The sequence below is a fragment of the Bacillota bacterium genome, assembly GCA_013314855.1.
Classification (GTDB): Bacteria; Bacillota; Clostridia; order Acetivibrionales; family DUMC01; genus Ch48.
The window spans coordinates 1-18,396 of sequence record JABUEW010000087.1; the positions used below are offsets into that span (position 1 = coordinate 1).

An 18,396-nucleotide genomic window follows, 5' to 3' on the forward strand; every position below is an offset into this window, starting at 1 on the left:
TTTCTTTTTTCTGCCTTAGCCTTTGTTTTTGCCGTTCCGCCTGGGCGGGGTCTTTCCACGCGATGCAGCCGTCCAGATGTTCCAGGAGATGAAGCCGGGCGGTCTTGAATTCGTCGCCGATAAGGCCCAGCCGCAGAAGCCAGGTGCGGAAGGTATATTTTTCATTGGTGCTTTGGGTTTTGATGCGGCTGGCGCACCTCTGTGTCAGTGCCTGATGGCTGATGGCAAGGCAGAGCTGGATGTATGCCTTGATCTTTCCGGCATGGGTGGTGCCGTTGAACAGCCTGAATTCAATCGTACCCTTCTGGAACACGCTGTGGAGGTTCAAACAGTGGTAGCGGCTGTTGTGGTAATGCTCATGCCTGCCGTCATTACTGTTGTACCAGATCCGGCTGACCTGCTCCAGGGTTTTCGGCTTCTTGCGATTGAGTTCCTCCAAAAAGCTCTGCTCCACCTTTTTGCAGTAGCGGCGTTCCCGTGCCACGCTCACCTGCAGCGCCTTGTAGATCAAGTCCTCTTTGCTGGCCATGATGTTGGTGATGTTGCGCAGGGTGTTGGCGTTGTGGGGCGAAGCGTCCACGTGGACATGGATGCCGCAGCTTGCGTTGGCGATGGCTCCGGCGGCGCGGAGCTGGCGGACGATTTCCTGTATGGTTTCGATATCCTCATACCTGCAGATGGGGCTGACCAGTTCCACGCTGTAGGTGCTGTCGGCCGGAACAATCCGCCGCCCTTCTTTTTTTTCTGTAGTAATGCTGCCGTCGCTCATGACCTTCCACCGGCGGCTTTGGCCGTCCAGGACGGAATAGATGCCGTAATAGCCCCCGTCATGGGAAACCGGCGTGCCGAAGTATTCCGCCAGGACCTGGGCGGCGCGCAGGCGGGACAGTCCTGTCAATTCGATTTCGATGCCGAAGCGCTGTTCTTTCATCTCCAAAATCCTTCACCCCCTCGCTACGGCATTCGCATCCCGCCCATGCTTTTTTTGATCTCTATATTTCTCATCATCTGCCGCCCGCCTTTCCAAAGAGCCTTGCCTTGTGTTCCGGCGCGGTCACCATGAGGTTGTACCGCTCGTTGCCGCATTTGTAGAGGCACACGCCGCGCTGCGGATAGCGGATCAGGTTGTACTCGCTCTGCTCCAATTGAAGGTTTTCGATATAGAATTTGGCGTCGATGTTGCCCGCGTTGAACAGGAACTGGTGCGTAGGTATGGAGAACAGGGGCTTGGTGTATTCGCGGATGCCTTCGATGTCGAAGTCCTCCAGATTCTGCGAGGCGAGAATGACGGCGCTGTCCTTCTTTCTCACACGCTTCATGAAATTCCGGATGTACTCTATCGCCGTCAGGTTTGTGAGGAATAAATACAGCTCGTCGATGGAGGCGGCCGTGTTTCCGGCAGTCAGCAGCTCGTTGCTCATAAAGGACAGCACATTAAACAGCAGGGCGTTGCGGATGTTCTTCGACGCCTGCAACAGCCCCTTGACGCCGAAGGTCACGAAGCTGCCGCTGGTGATATTGGTGTGCCCGTTGAAAAAATTGGACTCCGCGCCCTTGCACAGGGAGTGGAGCCCAAGGCAGATTTCCCGCAGCGTGTCGGCGGTGTAGAGCTGGCGGCGGCTCTCGTCGAAGGCTTTGTACTCAGCCTCCACCAGCTCGTACAGGTCGGACAGGATGGGGTAATCCGCGGGCTTCAGCCGGTCGAAATTGCTCCGGTCGGTGATGCCCCATTTGTCGTAGAGCTTGCCCAGCATGATCTCAATGGTGTCGATCTGCCGGTCGTCAAAGTCCTTGTAGCAGCGGAAAAAGTCTTTGAGAAAGCTGATGTGCTGGCTGAGTTTGGAGGTCTGCCGGAACGCCTGGGGTGCACCGGTGTCCCCGGGGTCACCGGATATATCCCATGTTTTCGGCTCCAGCACATTGATGATGTATTCGCCGGACATGAGGTCTATGAAGCAGCCGCCGAGGTTTACCGTTAGTTCCTCGTATTCCATCTCAGGGTCTAAAGCCAGCACATGCATGCCGGACTCCCGCAGATTGGTGAGGATAAGTTTCAATAGGTAGCTTTTGCCCTGGCCGGAATTGCCCAGGATCAGGATGTTGGCGTTGGTCTTGTCGTCGGCCCGCTTGTTGAAATCCACAAGGATGTTGCTGCCGAATTTGTCCCTGCCGAGGTAAAACCCGCGCTCGTCGGTTTTGCCGCTGTAGTTGAAGGGATAGAGGTTGGCCACTGACGACGCCGGCAGCACACGCTCAAACTGGTCGCCAAACACGTTCCAGCCGGAAGGCATTGCGCAAATAAATCCCTGCTTCTGGCGGAGCAGGAGCCGGTCCACATTGAGCTTGCTCCGTATGAGTTCTGTCAGCACCTCGGTCTGCAGCAGCTTGAGCTGGTCGGGGTCGTGGGCGGACAGTTCGATATATACGGCGGCGTGGAGCAGCGGCTCCTTGTTCCGGTGCATGGAAGCCACGATATTGGCCACGTCCTGCAGGTTGCTCTCGGCGGCGACGGTCTGCTGCAGGTCGTTGGTGCTGCTTCGCTTCATGCGGTTTTTATTGGCGGCGTTGGATATGATTTTTCTTTCCTCCACCGGTGTGACATGGCGGGTATAGATGCGCAGGGTGACGCCGTCCTTCTCGCCCAGGTGCCGGAGGATGGCCTGTTCCTCCGTGGCGGTCGGATACTCCCGAAGCGCCCACACGCAGCGGTAGGTATTGCCGCAAATGAAGTGGTCGGTATAGAATTTGACGACCGACGGCGCGATCATGTCAAGGAATTCCTGCACGCGTATGTCATCCTGCCGCGCTGCGGCGGGAGAACGGACTTTTTTGGGCATATGGTATCATCTCCTTAATGAGCGGAAAATTTAATTTTTTCCGGATTTGAACAGAAAAAAAGCCGCTTGCTCTATTTCCACAACAAAGCAAACGGCTTATATATGATGATAATATAAAAGAGCATCAGCCGGTAAAGCTAATGCTCTCTATGCAATAATGACCCTATATTTTTTAGTCTTTATCCCATGAAAATTTGAGTGATGCTGTTCTCTGGCAGAGGCTTGGTTATCTTGATGAACAATTCATTCATTTTGGTATAATCGCATGAGAAGGATGCCACGCTTGCTTCAATCATTTGCTTGTCGGTCACCTCGGAAAAGTCTACGCTATAGCCTGCATTTTCGGCCAAATACTCGATAAAGAGCCTCTGCGCCCTGCCGTTTCCTTCTCTGAATGGATAAAGGACATTGATTTCACCAAGATAATACGCAAGACGGATGGGAATTTCATCTGCGGAGGCATCTTTCAAGTAATTTTCTTTTTTCAGCTTAGCGAAGAGCTGATCGGCGTTTTGTTCGATGAACTCATAGTTGCAAAACATATTTCCTTTTGCGATGTTCACCCATCTGATTTCACCCGCCCATTCGTAGATATCGCCAAATATATACTTGTGAATCTGTCGTAAATGGAGCAGATCAAAATTGCCTTTTATAACATTTACTTTGGCATTGGCAATTCTCAAGGAAGTTATTTCTCTTTCGGCTATCTGGAGCTTTTCAGCATCCCTGATGCCCAGCTTGTTGATAAGAACATTGGAATGAGGGTAGCAATATCTTTGATCCCACTCATAACTGTATTCATAGTTGCTGCTCATGGCTATAGCTCCTGGCAGCCGTGTGCTTTTTAACGAGCTCAGCTATGGTTTTTTCAACCAGTTTATCATTCCCGGCACACCGTCTGATTCTATCTTTATCATCCTTCGTAAGCGGCATGCCTTCCATTGACATTGAGCCGTTTACCTCATCTATCAGTTTTTCCAGATCTCTCATATGAACACCACCTTACCTTTATATTATACAATATTTTCACTATTAATTCAAACAACACCGGGATATCCTGGACCTTGCTGCACTGCGGTTTATGCATGTTTTTTGTTCATCAGTCTCCGAAAATGATCCACCGCTCTCCGTCAAAATCTTCAAACCGCTCGGTGGTCACGTTTTGCTCGAAATAGACCGCCAGCAGCCGCTTGATATCCTCTTTGCCGGCCCGCTTGACAGAGAAGCCCTGCTCCCGCAGGGTTTTCTCAATGCGGTTTAAGTAGGGGAACACCTCGCTCTCTTTTTCATCGCGCAGCCGGATGATGATGAGAAATTCCCTCGCAGTCGCCATCTGCACCTGGATGCGGTCGAGGAAGGTCAGGTCCGCTTCCAGCAGCTTGCGGACGGCCGGATTGTCCTCCTGTTCCACGCGGCTTTTCAGGAACCGCTTGTTGTCCTCAAAGTTCTCACGGGAATTCAGGCAGCACATCCCAATCTCCGCCATGCCCTTCAACACGGTCATCAAGGCGTAGATCCGCGCCGAGACGCTGGCTTCGGACAATACGGAAATGTTGCTGGGCTTGATGATAAAATATACCAGCTCGCCGTGGCCGTAGGTCTGCAGGCTGTAGTCGGTGATGGCTCTGGTGTTGATGAGCTGCCGCGTGGCCTGCCTTTGCTTCTGCTCGTTTTTTTCTTTTCTGCTCATTTGCCCACCCGCTTTCCGTCCGGTTCCCAATGGTCGCCGGATTGCAGCCGCCATTCGTAGAACTGCTGTCCGGTCAGGAAAAAGGCGCAGGCATAGCGGATAAAGTCAAGGATGCTGGTGTCGTCAAATCGAATGGTCAAAAAGGCGTAGAGAGCCGTCGCCACGATGGGAAGCAAAAAGCCAAGCTGCGCCAGTGCGAAAACAGAGATAAGGCAACCGATACCGATCACGCCGATGTCCCGGAGCTGCCACAGCCACAGCACCGCCTTGGATTTCAAATTGTCGGGGTAAATATACACTTTTCAGCCCTCCTTATAATTTCATACTCATGCCGGGAGCGGGCGCGTCCTCCGGCTCCTGTTCCATTGGCCTGGGATAATAGGAAACGTTGGCCGTCCCGATATTCTTCATAAGCGCTTCGGCCTTGGCCGCCGCTTCCTCATAAGTGTCGAAGGTTATGGGCTTTCCGTCCGATTTGAGCCAGGCTTCCGCCGCGCCGCAGACGGAGGCCGCGCTTCTTTTCGCCCATATTCCGTATTTTTTCATATCCTTCACTCCCGTCATTTCAATTTCGCCGATGTGTTTAATCGGGACACCGAGCCTTTCGGCCTCCGCGATCTCACGCCGCATGCCCTCGGATATCCAGCCGCCGAAGACCCACAGTTCGGAGCATAAGGCAAGGAGCTGCAGCCCCATTTTGATCCCCAGCTCCCGTTCTTCCGGATTCGCTTCGCAGAGGAATCTCGGCATCAGCAAATGGGGAGCCAGAGGGATAACGCCGTGTTCCGCGGCGTAGCGGCAGTATTTTATTGCCATCCGGGTGTTGTATTCGATATCTCCGGCATAGGGCGAGGCAATATAGACCAGCTTCTTATCCGTCATTTCGCCTCCACCGCCCTTGCCACCGTCCTTGTCATGTTGAACGCTGTTTGGGCGGCGTACACGGTGCTCATCAGATTGCCCCTGGTGGAGGTGTCCAGCCCGAATTGCCCCGCGATCCTTGGCACCTCCGAGGCCGCCAGCATCAGGCCGAGGCCTAAAAGCATGCTGCTGTTGAACACCATGAGCCCCGCGATGAGAATGGTGGACTGCAAAAACGCGGTGAGGCACAAGCCCACCACCTGCTTGCACCAGCTTACGAAGCCGTCAATATAGCCGCGGGGAATGCTGAACATGTACAGGCTCCCCACGGCGATCTGGATCAGCAGAATGCCGCCGCGTTTCAGATTGGCAAAGAACACCTTGATCACCGCGTAGCCCATGAGGATGACGCAGAATAGCCCCATGATGGGGTTGAATCCGAAGCCGCCGACATTGGCGAGGGCGGCAAGCGTCATGGCGCTGATCCCGCCGTTGGCAAGACCGGTGATGCCCGATGTAAAGCTGCCCTGCAGGGTTATCGCCAGCTTGTATAACTCCACCGGGACAACGGTAAACAGTCCGACCGCCATAAATCCCTTAAAGGCGTTAAGAGCTGCGTCTTTGACGCTGCCGCGTCCGGACTGGTATTCAATGGCGCACTCGAAGGCGGAGACCACCAGCCCCATCACATAAAGCGCCCACGCGAGATAAGAGAAGAACAGCACGACAGCCTGCACCCAGCTCATCTCAAACAACTCGGCGCCCATGTTGCCCATCATGGAGAAAAACTCACCGAGAAATCCGACAATCTGCGCATATATCCAGTCCATGATCTGCCCCAGCACAAGGTCGGCGGCAAAATCCCATATAAACATTGGGCGTGTCACTCCTTTCCCGAAAAGCGGAGAGCCTGCTTTTACACAGGCTCCCGCGCATCATTTTACAGTTGTCACATGCCAAGGATGCTCCAGATGTATAAGGGGGCCGTTAACATAAACACAAGGGTTGCGAACAGGATCGCCGGCGCCGCCCATTCAAACTGCCCGTGTTTGCGGTAGTCGAAGTACGCCATTCCCAGCTTGGCGAAGAAAAACACGGCCAGGATCAGGTCGATGGCGGGGAACACCACCTTGTTGACCACGGTTTTGATCTGCGCGGACGCGTCTTTCCACGTCCCTTCAATCGCCCCTGCCACATCGCCGGTGGGATCGGCATAGGCGGTCACGCAGAATATGCCTGTCAGGACAAGGATAAGGCAAAAGACAAGCAGAAGCTTCTTGGTTTTTTTCATGGTTTTTCCACCTTTCATCCTTTATTGCTGAAAAAGAAAAAACCGCAAAGCTGCTTTTGCCCTGCGGTCTGTTCTTTTTCTGATAATATTTTTAAGGCTTGACCGGCGCGATATGCCAGTCGCTCCAGAGGTTCCCGCTGATGGTCACCGAGTCGGCGAGGTTCATGCTGAGCATCCCCTGGGGCGTCCAGCAGTCCATCAGGTAGGTGTAGGGGGTATAGCTTCCGTCCAGCATCCAGATGGGCGTGAAGTGGGTGCGCCGGTTATAGGTTGAATATCTGTTCCTGGCAAACTCAAACTGGGTGCCGAGGCCGCCACCGGTCCTCTCCAGCAGGCGCCAGTAGGACTGATACCGGAATTCGGGGAAATAGGTGACGGCGGTCTGCGCGGCCGTCACCGCCGAGGATTGGTTGGTGCTGACATTTGCAGTGACGGTCTGGTTGATCCCATACCCGCTTTTCATGGTTTTGCCCGAAGCAGTAGGATTTTTCGCATCCGGAACGACCCTCATGGAGGCCGAAAGGCTTGCGGTGTAAGTGTTCCAGTCGAACTCCCACCAGCCGTGATCACACCAGTACCCCGAATCCTCGCCGGTGGAGTGCCACACCCAATACGCGTGCCACCAGGGACGCCAGACGCCCCATGTGGCGGAGGTTTTCTGCGGGTTGTTCGGAACGGCCGGTTGGGTATAGGAGTCGTTGCGGTCGTCGGCGACGGGGTTTGGCGGCTCATGTCCCGACAGGTCCACAATATTGGCGGTAATGGTACCCTGGCTCGCCCTGCCCCTGCCTGTGACGGACACATGGATGGTCATGGCCTGCGGTGTGGAGGGTGTCGTCCAGCGCACCCACACAAGCTGGCTGTCGCCTTCGGGATAATATATGTTATTCACCGTGTAGGTTTGGCCGCCGATGGTAAAGCGCGCCGTCACGGGATGGTCGGGATCGGCCTGGCCTCCGCTGACCGTAACCGAGGTGATGACCTGTGTGTTGACACGGTAGGTGTAGTCATAACCGCTCACCAGGGGAGGCTCCGCCTCGCTGAACCGTATGATGCCAAGGCCAAGGGAAGAAATGATATCCGCGTTGGAGGCGGCGGCCGTCCGGGAGCCGGACCATGCCGGATAGCCGAGGTCGGGCGTTTCGAGGAACATCGCCAGCGGCAGGTTCTTGTGCGAAAGAGACACCATCTTGCTGCGCAGCCCGCCGTCAAGCTGCTGGTCGTAGAGGGCCGCCTCGGTTGCGGTCACGGCGATCCTTACGCCCTGGAAAGTCATGTAGGCGACGGGTTCCAGCAGGATTTTATAGTCGCCGTTGATAAGGGTTTCAAAGTTAAAGCCTGTCAAGTTTGCAATACTTCGTAGAACCTGTTCATCGGTAAAATAGCTTTTGATGGCTTCAATATTGGCATTGCCGCTGCCGGAACTAATAATTCGCGGAATTGTTTGCGCCGGATTGACATAGGTGTACTGCTGCATGCTGGGCGTCAGGGAAAAACCGTTTGTGTAGGATATTTTGCTTACCTTTCCGAAGTGCGCCTGTATGTTGTCGGGATGCTTGTTGGTAATATCAATAGGCGTAGTTACTACTGCATGGTCACTGGCTCTAACTACTGTAACCCGCACCCCTTCGTCACCTGTGTTCCAGAAGTTTTCGCTGGTGCCGCTGCCCATACCTCCACCGCCATTGTCAATGTTTCCTTCGCCCTCGGCATAGGCGGTTAGGGGAAGCAGGGCGGTCAGCAGCAGGACCAGCACAATAAAAATGCTGAGTGTACGTTTCATAGAGACCTCCTTAAACATCGAAAAACGCGGCATTTCTGCCGCGTTCCCTGGAATGTTTTATTCTATTGTCGGGGGCTAATCCATCGTTCCAATTTTATTTCCGTTCTCGTACATATCATCTGCCTTTGTGCCCGAACCGCCTGTTTCAGTTACCCAGCCGAAGCCGGGGAGATAAACCTTGCCGTCTTTTCTCTCGCCGCCCTTTGGTTCACCGGTTTGCGTGGCATCCGGTTTCTGCACATTGTTGTGGTCCGTGGCTTGCACATTATCAACCTTTTCCCCGCTCGGTTTTCGGGTCGGGTCGGCCTTCTGGCTTTCCGTCGGCTCCGGCGGTTTGGTCACTTCCGGCTGCAGGTTTTGCACCGGCTGGTCGGTCTGGGACGCCGTGTTATCGGCTGGCGCCGCAGTCGGCTCGCTGGCCGGGACGACCACTTCTTTTTCTCCCGCCTTGCCGCCTATATCCGCGCTTGGGTTGACCTCGACCGTGGCAATGGACGCCGGAGCGTTGCCGCCGTCCGGCGGCGTTTCCGTTTTAAATTGAGAGGATATCGCTATAACCAGCGCCACGCATACAATGCCAAGCCCGGCGATGGTCAGACGTTTCTTTGTCTTGTCCTGTATATTCCTCATAAGAATTGCCTCCTTGTCGGTTTTTCGATAGCTCTTTATAGTCCACACCCTACCACAGAAGTTTCGGGAAGTCTATCGTATTTGCGAAAAAGTCAAAATACAGACATATATTTTGCCCGCACCCGGAGATTGATCCCCATGGGCGGCAGTATCTTGCCTCCGAAGGATACCGGAACCTCTAGCCGGATCGCCGCGTCGGCCAGGGAGCCCTGCACGCCGGCGGGATCGGAGGGAGCCAGCGGCGCGTTCCGGATGTCCACCGACAGGCCGGAGAGCTTGTATTCCACAATCTCGCCCGCATACTTCACATGGTACCCGCCACTTTTTTGCAGGCCTAGGGTTTTGTCAAGATACGCGTAAATATCGCCGTAGTCGACGCTGTCCTCCCAGGAGGCGCCCACTAGCTGGTAGCCCCCGGCGTAGCCCTCCCGCACGCCGTGATAGATGTTGTCATAGTTGTCGTTCACTGTCGAAACAACGGCGGACTGCACCGCGTCCCGAACACCCTGCGCGATCATCATCAGCCGCATGTATTCGGATACGCCGCACAGAATCATCGCCAGAACCAGGGCCACGGCGACAATCAGGGGGAATGACGATCCCTTTTTATTCCTTATTATACCATATATTTCCCTTGTTTTCACTTCCAGTACACCTCGCTTTTCCCCGTGGCTTTTGCCGTCAGCGTAATGGGAAAGGAGCCGAAACCGCCAAAGAGGCCGATATCTCTCCGCAGGGTAACGGTCACCATGAATTCCTGGTTGAGCTGGATTTTGCCTGTCTTTGACCAGGTGACGACGGGATCAAGTCCTGTTTTTTCCCGCAGCACCTGCTCCCGCAGGCTGGTTTCACTGCCCACCCGACCCGCGATCTCCGCCTCCCGGCACAGCTCCGCGGCAAAGGTGTCCAGCTGGCTTTTGGCAATGTAGACAGGAAGCACCTTGACGGCCAGGGCGACGACCAGCATGGTGCAGAGCACCAGCACAGCCACATCGATGTATCCTTCCCCGCGGCTATCGCGCAGCTTTGTTAACACAGCCGCACCCCCTGCTCCTGTCCGTGTACGAGTTTCTTCCGAAACAGCTCCTTTATTTTCTCAATCCTTTCCATTGCGTTCTCCTTTCCTGGTATAGATTTAAAGCCCACCTTCAGAACATGGCGTTCAGAGACTTTACGATCTCATAGGCGATGATCGCCGGATAGGTGAACAGAAAGCACATCAGCATGATGAAAGAGAACACCCGGATTTTGGACGGTATCTTCTGCGCCTGGCCCTTGAGCCGCTGCAGCTCCAGGGCCTTGAAGTCATGGGCCAGCATTTGGAAATAGACGGCGCTGTCGTCCCCCCGCAGGACGCCGATCAGTCCCCTGACTACGTCCGAGAGCATGGGGGAATTGAGCCTTGCCTCGAACCGGGTGAGGGCCGCCTCGTAGGAGGAGGAGCGCATGTCCGCCGTCACAATGTCCAGCTCGCGGGCGAAGGCCTCCCCTGCGTTTTTCTTGTAGTTCTCCATCATCGCCAGCACGTCGCGGCTGCTTTTCAGCGTCTGTTCGACGGTAGCCACAAACCTCGGCAGTTCCCTTTCGATCCGCTCCCGCTTTTCCCGCAGCTGCTCGTCCGCTTTTCGGGTTTCCTTGAAGTAGACCAGCACCGCCAGGAACACCAGCGCCGGCGAGAGCGGCGGAAGCAGGAGCAGGCAGGGAACGGCGCTAAGAAGGATCATCCCCGCCTTGACCATGGCGTATGCGGCGTAGACCTCCGGCGTTACGCCGATGCCCGCCGCCTTGAGAATGTTATTCATGCGGTTCTTTTTGTACTCATCCATGGGGATGTGTTTTGAGAGCCTGACCGCAAGGGACATGAGCCACGTTTCCATGGTTTTGGCGGCCTTTTTGCCCCGCCTGCCGGCGCTGAGCATGGCCCTGGCCGCGCCGAGGGTGGGCAGCTTCAGCGCGTCGGCCAGGATCAAAAACAGCCCCGCCGCGAGCAGGGCTGCAAATAAAAACAGTAATGTCGGCATATTTCGCTACCTCCTGTACTCAATGGGCTTGGTCAGCCGGATGACGAAGGCCGCGCTGATGAAAACGGCCGCCGCACAGACCGCCAGGACGAGCTGCCCCACGGCGGTGTGCATCAGCGTGTCATACCAGCCTTTATTGAGGAAATACATCACGGGGACGTTGCCCATCACCAGGATCACCATGATGATGAATTCCTTGCGCGGTTCAAACACCAGGTATTCCAGCTCGGCGTTGACGATCCGCATGTCCGACAGCTTGCCGACGATGGGCGTCAGGGTGGTCTTGAGGCTCCGGTCGTACTGGCAGGCGGCGATGGCGTCGCACCATTCGTGGAACACCTCGTTTTCGATCCGGGGCTTCATTGCTTTGAGCGCCGCGTTCACATCGGGGTTGATGAGCTTGATTTGAGTGAGGAATTGGACGAACACGCCGCGCACCGGCGGGTTCAGGTAGTGAATGTTTTCCTCCACCGCCGTCAGGATGTCCTCATTGCGCAGATAGGCCGTGGTGATGATGCTCAAAGCCGTTTCCAGCTCCGCCGCGATGTTTTTCCTGTATTGGGCCGCCGTCAGCCTGACATACCAGAAGGGTAAAAACATCAGGCCCAGCGCCAGGACGGGGATGAGGAACACGTTTTGCAGAAGGATGGCGATACTTGCGCCGGCGGCGAACAACAAAAGCGAAGACGCGCAGATCAGCGGGAAGCGGCCGCTTCGTCCGGTGAGGGCGAGGATATCCTGGGCCTCCAGGATTTCCCGGCGCAGGAAGGACGGTTTTTTACTCTTAACGGCCTCATTGATCTCATCCCGGATGCCCCTGGGGCGCCTGGTTAGAAAGGCGAACAGGCCGCCGGTGAATTCTGCGGGCGACAGCCCAAGCAGAATAAAGGCGCCAGCAATCAGGCCGACGCAGGCCATGAGTTGAAGCGTGATCATCCGGCCAGACCTCCTTTCGTGATTTGCGCCAGCACCTCCTGGGGCATGCCGTTTTCCAGGAAGCGCTTTTGCAGGCTTGGAGAAATGCCCATAACCTTCCGGTGCTGTCCCTTAATGATGAATTTGCCGTCCTCCACGCGGTTTTCCGCAATCTGGAACTGGAACAGGGTACGGAAGTTCCGCTGTCCGTCGGGCAGGATTTCGCATTCCATGATCTCCATCATCCGGCGCTTTTTATCCTCAAGCTGCTTGGTAAACACCACGATGGGAAACGCCTCGGTGACAAGGGACATGAGGGTGTCGTCCGCCATGTCGTATTTGCGCTTGCAGAGGGTGACCATCCTGCGCCAGGTGGCTTCGCAGCTGTTGGAGTGGATGGTGGTCAGCACGGTGTGGCCGGTTCTGGCCGCCTCCTGGGCGGCGTAGGCTTCCGACGAGCGCATCTCGCCCACGCAGATGACTTCGGGATTAAAGCGCAGCGCCATGTCCAGCAGCATGTCCTGGTCGATGTTCTGCTTCTCGTTTTCGCTGCTGCGGGTCAGGGTATGGATGACGCTGTTTACTATCTTGCCGTCTCTTTTCCGTACCAGCGCCAGCTCGCGGGAGCCGTTTTCTATGGTAAAGATGCGCTTGTTATCCGGTATGGTGGTCAAAAGCCAGCCTGCCAAAGTGGTTTTCCCGGAGGAAGTCGCGCCGGCCACGCACACCGAAATGCCATAGCGCAGGCACTCCGCGAGGAAGTCCAGCATCTCGGCCGTCGCCGTGCCGCCGTTGATAAAATCTTCTTTTTTGAGACTTTGCGGATTGACAATCCGGATGGAAGCGCAAACACCCACGTCCTCGTCCACCAGGGGCGTTTTCAGCACGGCGATGCGAATGTTCTTGGAAAGATGCCCCAGGATGGCGGGGCTGGCGTTGTCCAGCACCATGCCCGACACGTGGAGCATTCTCCGGATCACGTTGACGGCGTGTTCGGGGGACTCAAAGTGTTCGTCCAATTTGACCGTGGAGCCGTTGCCGTACTGGACCTCGATGTCGTTCCAGGCGTTGATGTCGATTTCCTCGATGCCCGTGCCGAAGATGTATTTGGTGAGGAAAGAAAACTCGGCCATCTCGGTATAGAGGGCGTTTACAAGCTGCCCCTCGGTCATGCCGCTTACGGCGATGCGCCCATCCTGGATGTATTTGGCGATGTACCGCTTGACCTGGGTTTTGACCTCGTCCCCGCCGCCGTCAATAATGAGGGTTGAATACTTCGAAGAGATGTACTCCTGCACCTCGCGCAAAACACTTCCAAAATCCCTGGAGCTGTCGTCGGGCGCAAAGAACAAATTGCGGCTGCCGGCCAAGTTCACGGGCCGGACAATTTGCGGCGCTTCCACCAAGGGAGCGCCCGGATTCTTTATTTGCGGGTTTTCACGGCCTTTTTGCCGGTGCTTTTTGTTGCTCATACGCCGAACACCTCCCTGCTGATTTTTTCAATCTCTTTGCGGAAACCGCGGCTTTCCTTGAGCGTCAGGTCCCGGAATAGATCCCCGGCCAGGGCCTGGCTCTCCAGCTCGCCGGAGTGGAGTATTTTGAACGCCACGTTGCCCAGCACCTGCTCGATGTGTTCGCTGGCCTCATGGGGCTTTACGTTGCTGGCCACCCTGTACTGCTTGTCGGCGTCCCATTTGTTGTCCCGCAAAAGGGGAAGCTGGCTCGACAGGTAGCTGACGGATTTCAGGTCGCAGTTCACCAGCCGCAGCACCGAGTCCGCTTCCATCAAGGCAACGGCGGAGAGGATATCTGTTGCGATGGCGCTGCCGCAGTCAATGATGACATAGGGCGCGATATTCCGCAGATGGTCGATCAGCTCTGTTGCCAATTCGGCACTATAAGGAGGATAGGTGAACACATTCTCCCCCTTGAGCATGCCGATCAGGAGCAGATGGCGATACCGTTTGTGGGTGACGCAGTTCTGTTTGACGAGGGTGTCCGTCACATGGGCAGCCGCCAGGATGCTGCCCAGGGACTTCTCGCATTCCAGGTCGGAGGGCGGGCAGACGCAGGGCAGCATGGGGGCGGTCATATCGCACAGGAGCAGCGCCACATTGCGCTTTTTGTCCGCCAGGTGCTTGGCCAGCTTGACGCTGACGGTTGTTTTCCCCGATCCGGGGCTGCCCCACACGGCCAGCACCTGCGTATCCTTTTCCACCGCCGGACCCTCCGGCTGGTTGCCGGTGTCTCTGGAAAAAAGACTTCCTTTCATAAAGTTGAGCATGGTTATTCGCCCTCGCTTTCCGGTGAGGATTTATCTGTCGGCGGAGCGGCCCCGGTGTTTTCTTTTGTTGCGTCCCCCGCCGGAGCGGGATACAGGGCTTTAAGCGCCTTGTCCTGGGCTTCGATAAACTTCGCGGCATTTTCCTTGCTCCCCCGGTACACCAGGGACAGGTGCAGCTTTCCGTCCGCCTCCAGCCCGGCGAGGATGGTGGACTGCTCCGGAGACACCAGCAGGGTGACGGTGGCCGGAAGCTGCTTTTCGTCCTCTTTTTTCAACCCCTGGCTGGTGTCGGTGTCGTAGCCGCTGCTGGCGGTGACGCCGATGACCTCCACATATTTCAGCTCCGGGGGAATGACGGTGGCTCCCATCTTCCTGTAATCCGGCGCGATGACCGAGACGATGTCGCCGGAGATCAGCTTGCCGGACAGGCCGTTGCTGAAGCTCTTGATGGTGACCGACATGGCTTGCTTTTCCCCGGTGAGATTGTACAGGTAGGCGTTTTCCGCCGCGGGCGAGTCGGTCAGCTTGGTGTTTAAGATATAGTCGCCCGGCACCATGTCCGCCGCCGCATATTTGCCCAGGGCGGCGTCAAGGCTTCTGACCACGTTGTCGGGCAGGTTGTAGCTGCCGACCTCCACGGTTTTCACCATGTCCCTGGTGATTTGCTCCCCGGCTTTAATGTTCCTGGCGACGCGGACGATGTCCGTCTTTTTTGAAATGCCGGAATTGAAAAGCGGAGTGACCGCAAAGCAGATGAAAAGCGACAGCGCGATGCAGATCACGCCGAGAACGGTCCTGTTTCTTAAAAAGCTCATAGTGTGATTCCTCCTTGGAATATGAAATACGCGGCTATACAGCCGGCGGACAGAAAGGGCGCGAGGGGGAACGCCCTGGGGCAGTCCCTCTTGCGCAGCCTTTGCACCATAAAGCAACCGGCATAAAAAAGAAGCATGGCGGCAAGTCCCATGACCATGGCCGCCATACCTCCCCTGAAGCCGAGGACAAAGCCCGCCGCCGCCATCAGCTTGATGTCGCCGCCGCCCATGCCGCCCCAAACAAGGGCGGTAATCAGGAGCGGCAGGGCGGAAAGGCAGCCCAGCAGCTTCACCGGCTCGAAGCAGATCAGTCCGGTGAAAGCAATAAACAGGCAGATAGTGTCGGGGATAATCCTCTTTTTGATATCGATGACAGATGCCGCCAAAAGCAGGACAATAAAAAAGCCGCCATTGAGCAGAAATAGCGGATTGCCCAGACCGCTGAAATCAGCCCCCATAGTTGAACATCTCCTGAATGCGCTGTTTGAGGGTGGGCAATACTTTTCTGCATGGTCGATTGACACGATTAAAGTCCAAAACTGCCGATGCTACGATAGCCGTGTGTTGAATGTGCTTGTTTTTCATGATAAACTCCTTCTTTCATTTTGATTTTTAAATAAAAAAACACGACCAAACCTCGCAGTTTAATCGTGTTCATTATTTCGCTGTAAATAGAACCGGTTATTTACTCCAGCGACTGCCGCTGCATCAGGAGAAACAGCTTGCCCCTTAGCAACTCACATTCACTTTTTAAAGCGGCGTTTTCTTCGGTAAGCCGACGAATTTGCTGATCTTTTTCCTCAAGTTTTTGCTTCATGCGCTGCTTTGCAGTGGACTCAGGCGGCGTGCGCTCTGCTCCGCAAGCTTCTGCGGCTACAATTCCCTGACTGACCAAAACAGCCCGGATATGCTTTTTGCCGAAAACAGACCGCGACAATCCGGTATAGTCCATAAGATTCTTAATCGTTAGCCTGTGTCCTTCGGCCCGAAGCTCTGAAATTGCTCTCAGGACAGTATTGATTGTGGTTTGGCGCTGGTGCTCCTGCCGGGCAATAAGCTCCTTGGGTACTTTGCTATTCATCTTTCTCACCTCCCAGCAGTTTGGCTGCGATCCTCTCAAATAAATCCGCGTTTCTCAACGCATTGGCGTGAATGGTCGGGAAATCCGAGAAACGATCTGCTTTGCTGCGCCATGCGGCCGCTTGTTCCTCGAAATAGGAAAGCTGATCTCTGTCCGGGATAAAATGTCGGCACTCAAGGCAATCCCACATATCGCTTTTGCAGCCGGTAACGTCGCCGCAGATGCCTCCCGGAACCTTATGGGCCCGGAGGTTTTTAAGCAGCCGCTTTTCAAGCATTTCCTCCATATGGAGGATTCGTCCGCCGAATAGGATATATGGATTATCCGGCGGCTTTGGCTCATTCAAAACATACCGCTGCTTTTGCAGGATGGTCTTAGGCTTTAAATCCAGATGGGAATAAGCGTTCCATATCATGGCGTTTCCATGGTGGCCCGTCATGTCGGCAATCTGTTCCAGCGTGAAGCCTGCTTCCAGCCGGTCGGTAATTCCGTTGTGGCGGAATTGATGGGATGTCAGGTTGTAGACCTTCCCATTTTCATCCCGGACACCATACTGCTCACAAATTCTTTTGAAATGGTAGTCCACAACGGCAGGATAGACACTTTGAACCCTGCCCGGCTGAGAAGCCGTACCGTTTTTGTAATGAAGCACCCGCCGATAGGTAAAAAGACAACCGCGTTTGTTTTCAGGCAAATGCTCCTGCAATTCTGCCGCCGCTGCCTGCTGTGCCCGAAGCAAATCAAGAAGATATCCGGCAATCCCCGTATCCTCAATGTGGACAGAACGCAGGACCGGCTCCATATTTCCGCCGTTTTGCTTCCATGTTGGAATAAAGAGAACAAAATTCCCATTGTACGGCTTTATGCAGTCGATTGACATAGCCAGTACCTCGGATATCCGGGACGGAATGAGCCGCAGCAGCCAGTAAACGCACCGAATGTGCAGATCTATTTCCTTTCTCCGGAAGATACCGTCCAGCTTTTCAGCCACCTTATCCGGGATATATTTGGAGTCCAGCTTTTCATTTCGCGCATATGGATTGCGTACAAACGGGTTTTTGCAAGATACTCCATCAAACCCGTTCATCATGCGAAACAGAGAACCTGCCTCGCGCCAGATGTCCCGTATGGTACTGTCCGCCAGGCTGGATGCATCCAGATGCTCTTTTAGCCTTGAAGCCGTCCGTATGTCACAGTCTGAGAGCAAGGGAGCCAAGCAGGCCTCGGTCAAGAATTTCAAGAAGGGTACCAGACGGGCGATCCGTGACCGGACCGTTCTGACCGTATCACCATGCAGCAGCCGCAGGAGTGAATAGTATTTCACCAGTTCCTTGTAAGCCGATGGAACGGCAGAAAAGTAGAGGTTCATGTAATTCTTCGGCTCCGCCGCACTTCGCATTCGTTTGTCGCACACCCATGTGTCCTCATCGAAGTGAATATTGCTGCCAAGCTGTGGCAAAAGGGCAAGGTACCGGCTCTTTTGCTGCTCGTCATAGTTTTCGGTGTATTTGTATTGCGGAAGATTCATACCGAGGCACCTCCTTCTATGGCGTTTACAATGTTTTCATAGCAGTTAAGAAGGAATGTTGCCTGTCTGTATTCTCTGAATTCCTCATAGTCCGTAATACCAGCCTCAGCATAAGCGGCGAGGAGGCTGTTCACAACCTTGCGCTGCCCGTTCAGGAGACTCTGCCAGTACGGAAGATACTTGGGGCCGGTGCAAAGATTCTTGCAGTTTACACAGTTGATCAGGCTGCTCCTGCTTGTACAGCCGCCATCGGCCAGCTTTTTCAGGCAGAATCCAAACTCCACCCGCCGTTGTTCCAATCGGAAATCCATATACAACAGCCTGCGTTCTTCCTCTGTGTACTCCGCAAGCTGTTCATCCGACAGCAGAAGATCGAATTTTTCCCGGAAGAAGCTTGTATTGAGCTCAGCCAGCTTCATTTTCCGGACTTCGGCGTAGTAATTTGAGGCAGTGTTTCTGCTGAGATGTCCGAGCCAGTAAGCAAGCTCATCCACGGACGCTCCGTTTTCAATCAGGGTAACCGTCAGTGTTTTGCGCTGCTGCTTGCTGGTAAAATGCCATAGCCGGCCGTTTTCATCACGGAGGTCATATTTTTTAATGAGCCTGTTGATGACCAGCAGATAATTGCTCATACTGATCATGCTTGCCCGAAAATTCGGC

Annotated in this window: 22 protein-coding genes; all 22 read right to left on the reverse strand. The window is 54.8% G+C overall.

The genetic code is table 11. The annotated features are described in order from the left end of the window. Window positions 1-937 (reverse strand): amidoligase family protein (locus HPY74_14260; protein ID NSW91807.1); only part of this gene is annotated, 937 nt, incomplete at its 3' end. Between the two features lie 67 nt (window positions 938-1,004). Next, entirely contained in the window at window positions 1,005-2,837 is a 1,833-nt protein-coding gene (locus tag HPY74_14265) for a DUF87 domain-containing protein (protein NSW91808.1), read from the reverse strand. Window positions 2,838-3,016: 179 nt separating this feature from the next. Beyond that, a complete protein-coding gene (locus tag HPY74_14270) occupies window positions 3,017-3,652 on the reverse strand; it encodes a Fic family protein (GenBank protein ID NSW91809.1) in 636 nt (211 codons plus the stop codon). After that, complete coding sequence (locus HPY74_14275; protein ID NSW91810.1) at window positions 3,636-3,827, reverse strand: hypothetical protein; 192 nt, start codon at window positions 3,825-3,827, stop codon at window positions 3,636-3,638. The genes HPY74_14270 and HPY74_14275 overlap by 17 nt, the downstream gene beginning before the upstream one ends. 109 nt (window positions 3,828-3,936) lie before the next feature. Next, on the reverse strand, window positions 3,937-4,527 hold the full coding sequence (locus HPY74_14280; protein ID NSW91811.1) for a hypothetical protein: 591 nt from the start codon (window positions 4,525-4,527) through the stop codon (window positions 3,937-3,939). Next, window positions 4,524-4,826 carry a hypothetical protein gene (locus tag HPY74_14285; GenBank protein ID NSW91812.1) on the reverse strand — a complete coding sequence of 101 codons (303 nt, stop codon included), beginning with the start codon at window positions 4,824-4,826 and terminating at the stop codon, window positions 4,524-4,526. The genes HPY74_14280 and HPY74_14285 overlap by 4 nt, the downstream gene beginning before the upstream one ends. Before the next feature lie 13 nt (window positions 4,827-4,839). Next, window positions 4,840-5,409, reverse strand: a complete 570-nt coding sequence (locus HPY74_14290; GenBank protein ID NSW91813.1) for a DUF4406 domain-containing protein — start codon at window positions 5,407-5,409, stop codon at window positions 4,840-4,842. After that, window positions 5,406-6,263 carry a hypothetical protein gene (locus HPY74_14295; protein ID NSW91814.1) on the reverse strand — a complete coding sequence of 286 codons (858 nt, stop codon included), beginning with the start codon at window positions 6,261-6,263 and terminating at the stop codon, window positions 5,406-5,408. The genes HPY74_14290 and HPY74_14295 overlap by 4 nt, the downstream gene beginning before the upstream one ends. A gap of 74 nt (window positions 6,264-6,337) precedes the next feature. Further along, window positions 6,338-6,679, reverse strand: a complete 342-nt coding sequence (locus HPY74_14300) for a DUF3852 domain-containing protein (GenBank protein ID NSW91815.1) — start codon at window positions 6,677-6,679, stop codon at window positions 6,338-6,340. A gap of 91 nt (window positions 6,680-6,770) precedes the next feature. Then, window positions 6,771-8,462, reverse strand: a complete 1,692-nt coding sequence (locus tag HPY74_14305; protein ID NSW91816.1) for a hypothetical protein — start codon at window positions 8,460-8,462, stop codon at window positions 6,771-6,773. A gap of 75 nt (window positions 8,463-8,537) precedes the next feature. Further along, a complete protein-coding gene (locus HPY74_14310) occupies window positions 8,538-9,092 on the reverse strand; it encodes a hypothetical protein (protein ID NSW91817.1) in 555 nt (184 codons plus the stop codon). Window positions 9,093-9,184: 92 nt separating this feature from the next. Further along, complete coding sequence (locus HPY74_14315; protein ID NSW91818.1) at window positions 9,185-9,736, reverse strand: hypothetical protein; 552 nt, start codon at window positions 9,734-9,736, stop codon at window positions 9,185-9,187. Next, window positions 9,733-10,128: a DUF4320 family protein gene (locus HPY74_14320; GenBank protein NSW91819.1), complete on the reverse strand. Its 396-nt coding sequence runs from the start codon at window positions 10,126-10,128 to the stop codon at window positions 9,733-9,735. Before HPY74_14320 ends, HPY74_14315 begins: the two co-directional genes overlap by 4 nt. 112 nt (window positions 10,129-10,240) lie before the next feature. Beyond that, complete coding sequence (locus HPY74_14325; protein NSW91820.1) at window positions 10,241-11,113, reverse strand: secretion protein F; 873 nt, start codon at window positions 11,111-11,113, stop codon at window positions 10,241-10,243. 6 nt (window positions 11,114-11,119) lie between these two features. Beyond that, window positions 11,120-12,049 (reverse strand): hypothetical protein, encoded by a 930-nt coding sequence (locus HPY74_14330; protein ID NSW91821.1) that lies wholly within the window; start codon window positions 12,047-12,049, stop codon window positions 11,120-11,122. Further along, the gene (locus tag HPY74_14335; GenBank protein NSW91822.1) at window positions 12,046-13,416 is read right to left on the reverse strand and encodes a CpaF family protein; all 1,371 of its coding nucleotides are present in this window, start codon (window positions 13,414-13,416) and stop codon (window positions 12,046-12,048) included. The genes HPY74_14330 and HPY74_14335 overlap by 4 nt, the downstream gene beginning before the upstream one ends. An 80-nt stretch (window positions 13,417-13,496) precedes the next feature. Further along, a complete protein-coding gene (locus HPY74_14340; protein NSW91823.1) occupies window positions 13,497-14,312 on the reverse strand; it encodes an AAA family ATPase in 816 nt (271 codons plus the stop codon). 2 nt (window positions 14,313-14,314) lie between these two features. Next, the gene (gene cpaB, locus HPY74_14345; GenBank protein ID NSW91824.1) at window positions 14,315-15,127 is read right to left on the reverse strand and encodes a Flp pilus assembly protein CpaB; all 813 of its coding nucleotides are present in this window, start codon (window positions 15,125-15,127) and stop codon (window positions 14,315-14,317) included. Further along, window positions 15,124-15,585 (reverse strand): prepilin peptidase, encoded by a 462-nt coding sequence (locus tag HPY74_14350; protein NSW91825.1) that lies wholly within the window; start codon window positions 15,583-15,585, stop codon window positions 15,124-15,126. The genes cpaB and HPY74_14350 overlap by 4 nt, the downstream gene beginning before the upstream one ends. 227 nt (window positions 15,586-15,812) lie before the next feature. Then, window positions 15,813-16,208, reverse strand: coding sequence for a hypothetical protein (locus HPY74_14355; GenBank protein ID NSW91826.1), 396 nt, complete (start codon window positions 16,206-16,208; stop codon window positions 15,813-15,815). Next, window positions 16,201-17,736 carry a site-specific integrase gene (locus HPY74_14360; protein NSW91827.1) on the reverse strand — a complete coding sequence of 512 codons (1,536 nt, stop codon included), beginning with the start codon at window positions 17,734-17,736 and terminating at the stop codon, window positions 16,201-16,203. The genes HPY74_14355 and HPY74_14360 overlap by 8 nt, the downstream gene beginning before the upstream one ends. Next, window positions 17,733-18,368 (reverse strand): hypothetical protein, encoded by a 636-nt coding sequence (locus HPY74_14365; protein NSW91828.1) that lies wholly within the window; start codon window positions 18,366-18,368, stop codon window positions 17,733-17,735. Before HPY74_14365 ends, HPY74_14360 begins: the two co-directional genes overlap by 4 nt. Window positions 18,369-18,396: the final 28 nt, after the last annotated feature.

What these genes read in the sequence shown, in the direction of transcription:
- HPY74_14265 (NSW91808.1), bottom strand. Translation starts at nt 2,837, where the DNA reads ATGCCCAAAAAAGTCCGTTCTCCCGCCGCAGCGCGGCAGGATGACATA.
- HPY74_14270 (NSW91809.1), bottom strand. Translation starts at nt 3,652, where the DNA reads ATGAGCAGCAACTATGAATACAGTTATGAGTGGGATCAAAGATATTGC.
- HPY74_14275 (NSW91810.1), bottom strand. Translation starts at nt 3,827, where the DNA reads ATGAGAGATCTGGAAAAACTGATAGATGAGGTAAACGGCTCAATGTCA.
- HPY74_14280 (NSW91811.1), bottom strand. Translation starts at nt 4,527, where the DNA reads ATGAGCAGAAAAGAAAAAAACGAGCAGAAGCAAAGGCAGGCCACGCGG.
- HPY74_14290 (NSW91813.1), bottom strand. Translation starts at nt 5,409, where the DNA reads ATGACGGATAAGAAGCTGGTCTATATTGCCTCGCCCTATGCCGGAGAT.
- HPY74_14295 (NSW91814.1), bottom strand. Translation starts at nt 6,263, where the DNA reads ATGTTTATATGGGATTTTGCCGCCGACCTTGTGCTGGGGCAGATCATG.
- HPY74_14300 (NSW91815.1), bottom strand. Translation starts at nt 6,679, where the DNA reads ATGAAAAAAACCAAGAAGCTTCTGCTTGTCTTTTGCCTTATCCTTGTC.
- HPY74_14305 (NSW91816.1), bottom strand. Translation starts at nt 8,462, where the DNA reads ATGAAACGTACACTCAGCATTTTTATTGTGCTGGTCCTGCTGCTGACC.
- HPY74_14310 (NSW91817.1), bottom strand. Translation starts at nt 9,092, where the DNA reads ATGAGGAATATACAGGACAAGACAAAGAAACGTCTGACCATCGCCGGG.
- HPY74_14325 (NSW91820.1), bottom strand. Translation starts at nt 11,113, where the DNA reads ATGCCGACATTACTGTTTTTATTTGCAGCCCTGCTCGCGGCGGGGCTG.
- HPY74_14330 (NSW91821.1), bottom strand. Translation starts at nt 12,049, where the DNA reads ATGATCACGCTTCAACTCATGGCCTGCGTCGGCCTGATTGCTGGCGCC.
- HPY74_14340 (NSW91823.1), bottom strand. Translation starts at nt 14,312, where the DNA reads ATGCTCAACTTTATGAAAGGAAGTCTTTTTTCCAGAGACACCGGCAAC.
- cpaB (NSW91824.1), bottom strand. Translation starts at nt 15,127, where the DNA reads ATGAGCTTTTTAAGAAACAGGACCGTTCTCGGCGTGATCTGCATCGCG.
- HPY74_14350 (NSW91825.1), bottom strand. Translation starts at nt 15,585, where the DNA reads ATGGGGGCTGATTTCAGCGGTCTGGGCAATCCGCTATTTCTGCTCAAT.
- HPY74_14355 (NSW91826.1), bottom strand. Translation starts at nt 16,208, where the DNA reads ATGAATAGCAAAGTACCCAAGGAGCTTATTGCCCGGCAGGAGCACCAG.
- HPY74_14360 (NSW91827.1), bottom strand. Translation starts at nt 17,736, where the DNA reads ATGAATCTTCCGCAATACAAATACACCGAAAACTATGACGAGCAGCAA.
- HPY74_14365 (NSW91828.1), bottom strand. Translation starts at nt 18,368, where the DNA reads ATGAGCAATTATCTGCTGGTCATCAACAGGCTCATTAAAAAATATGAC.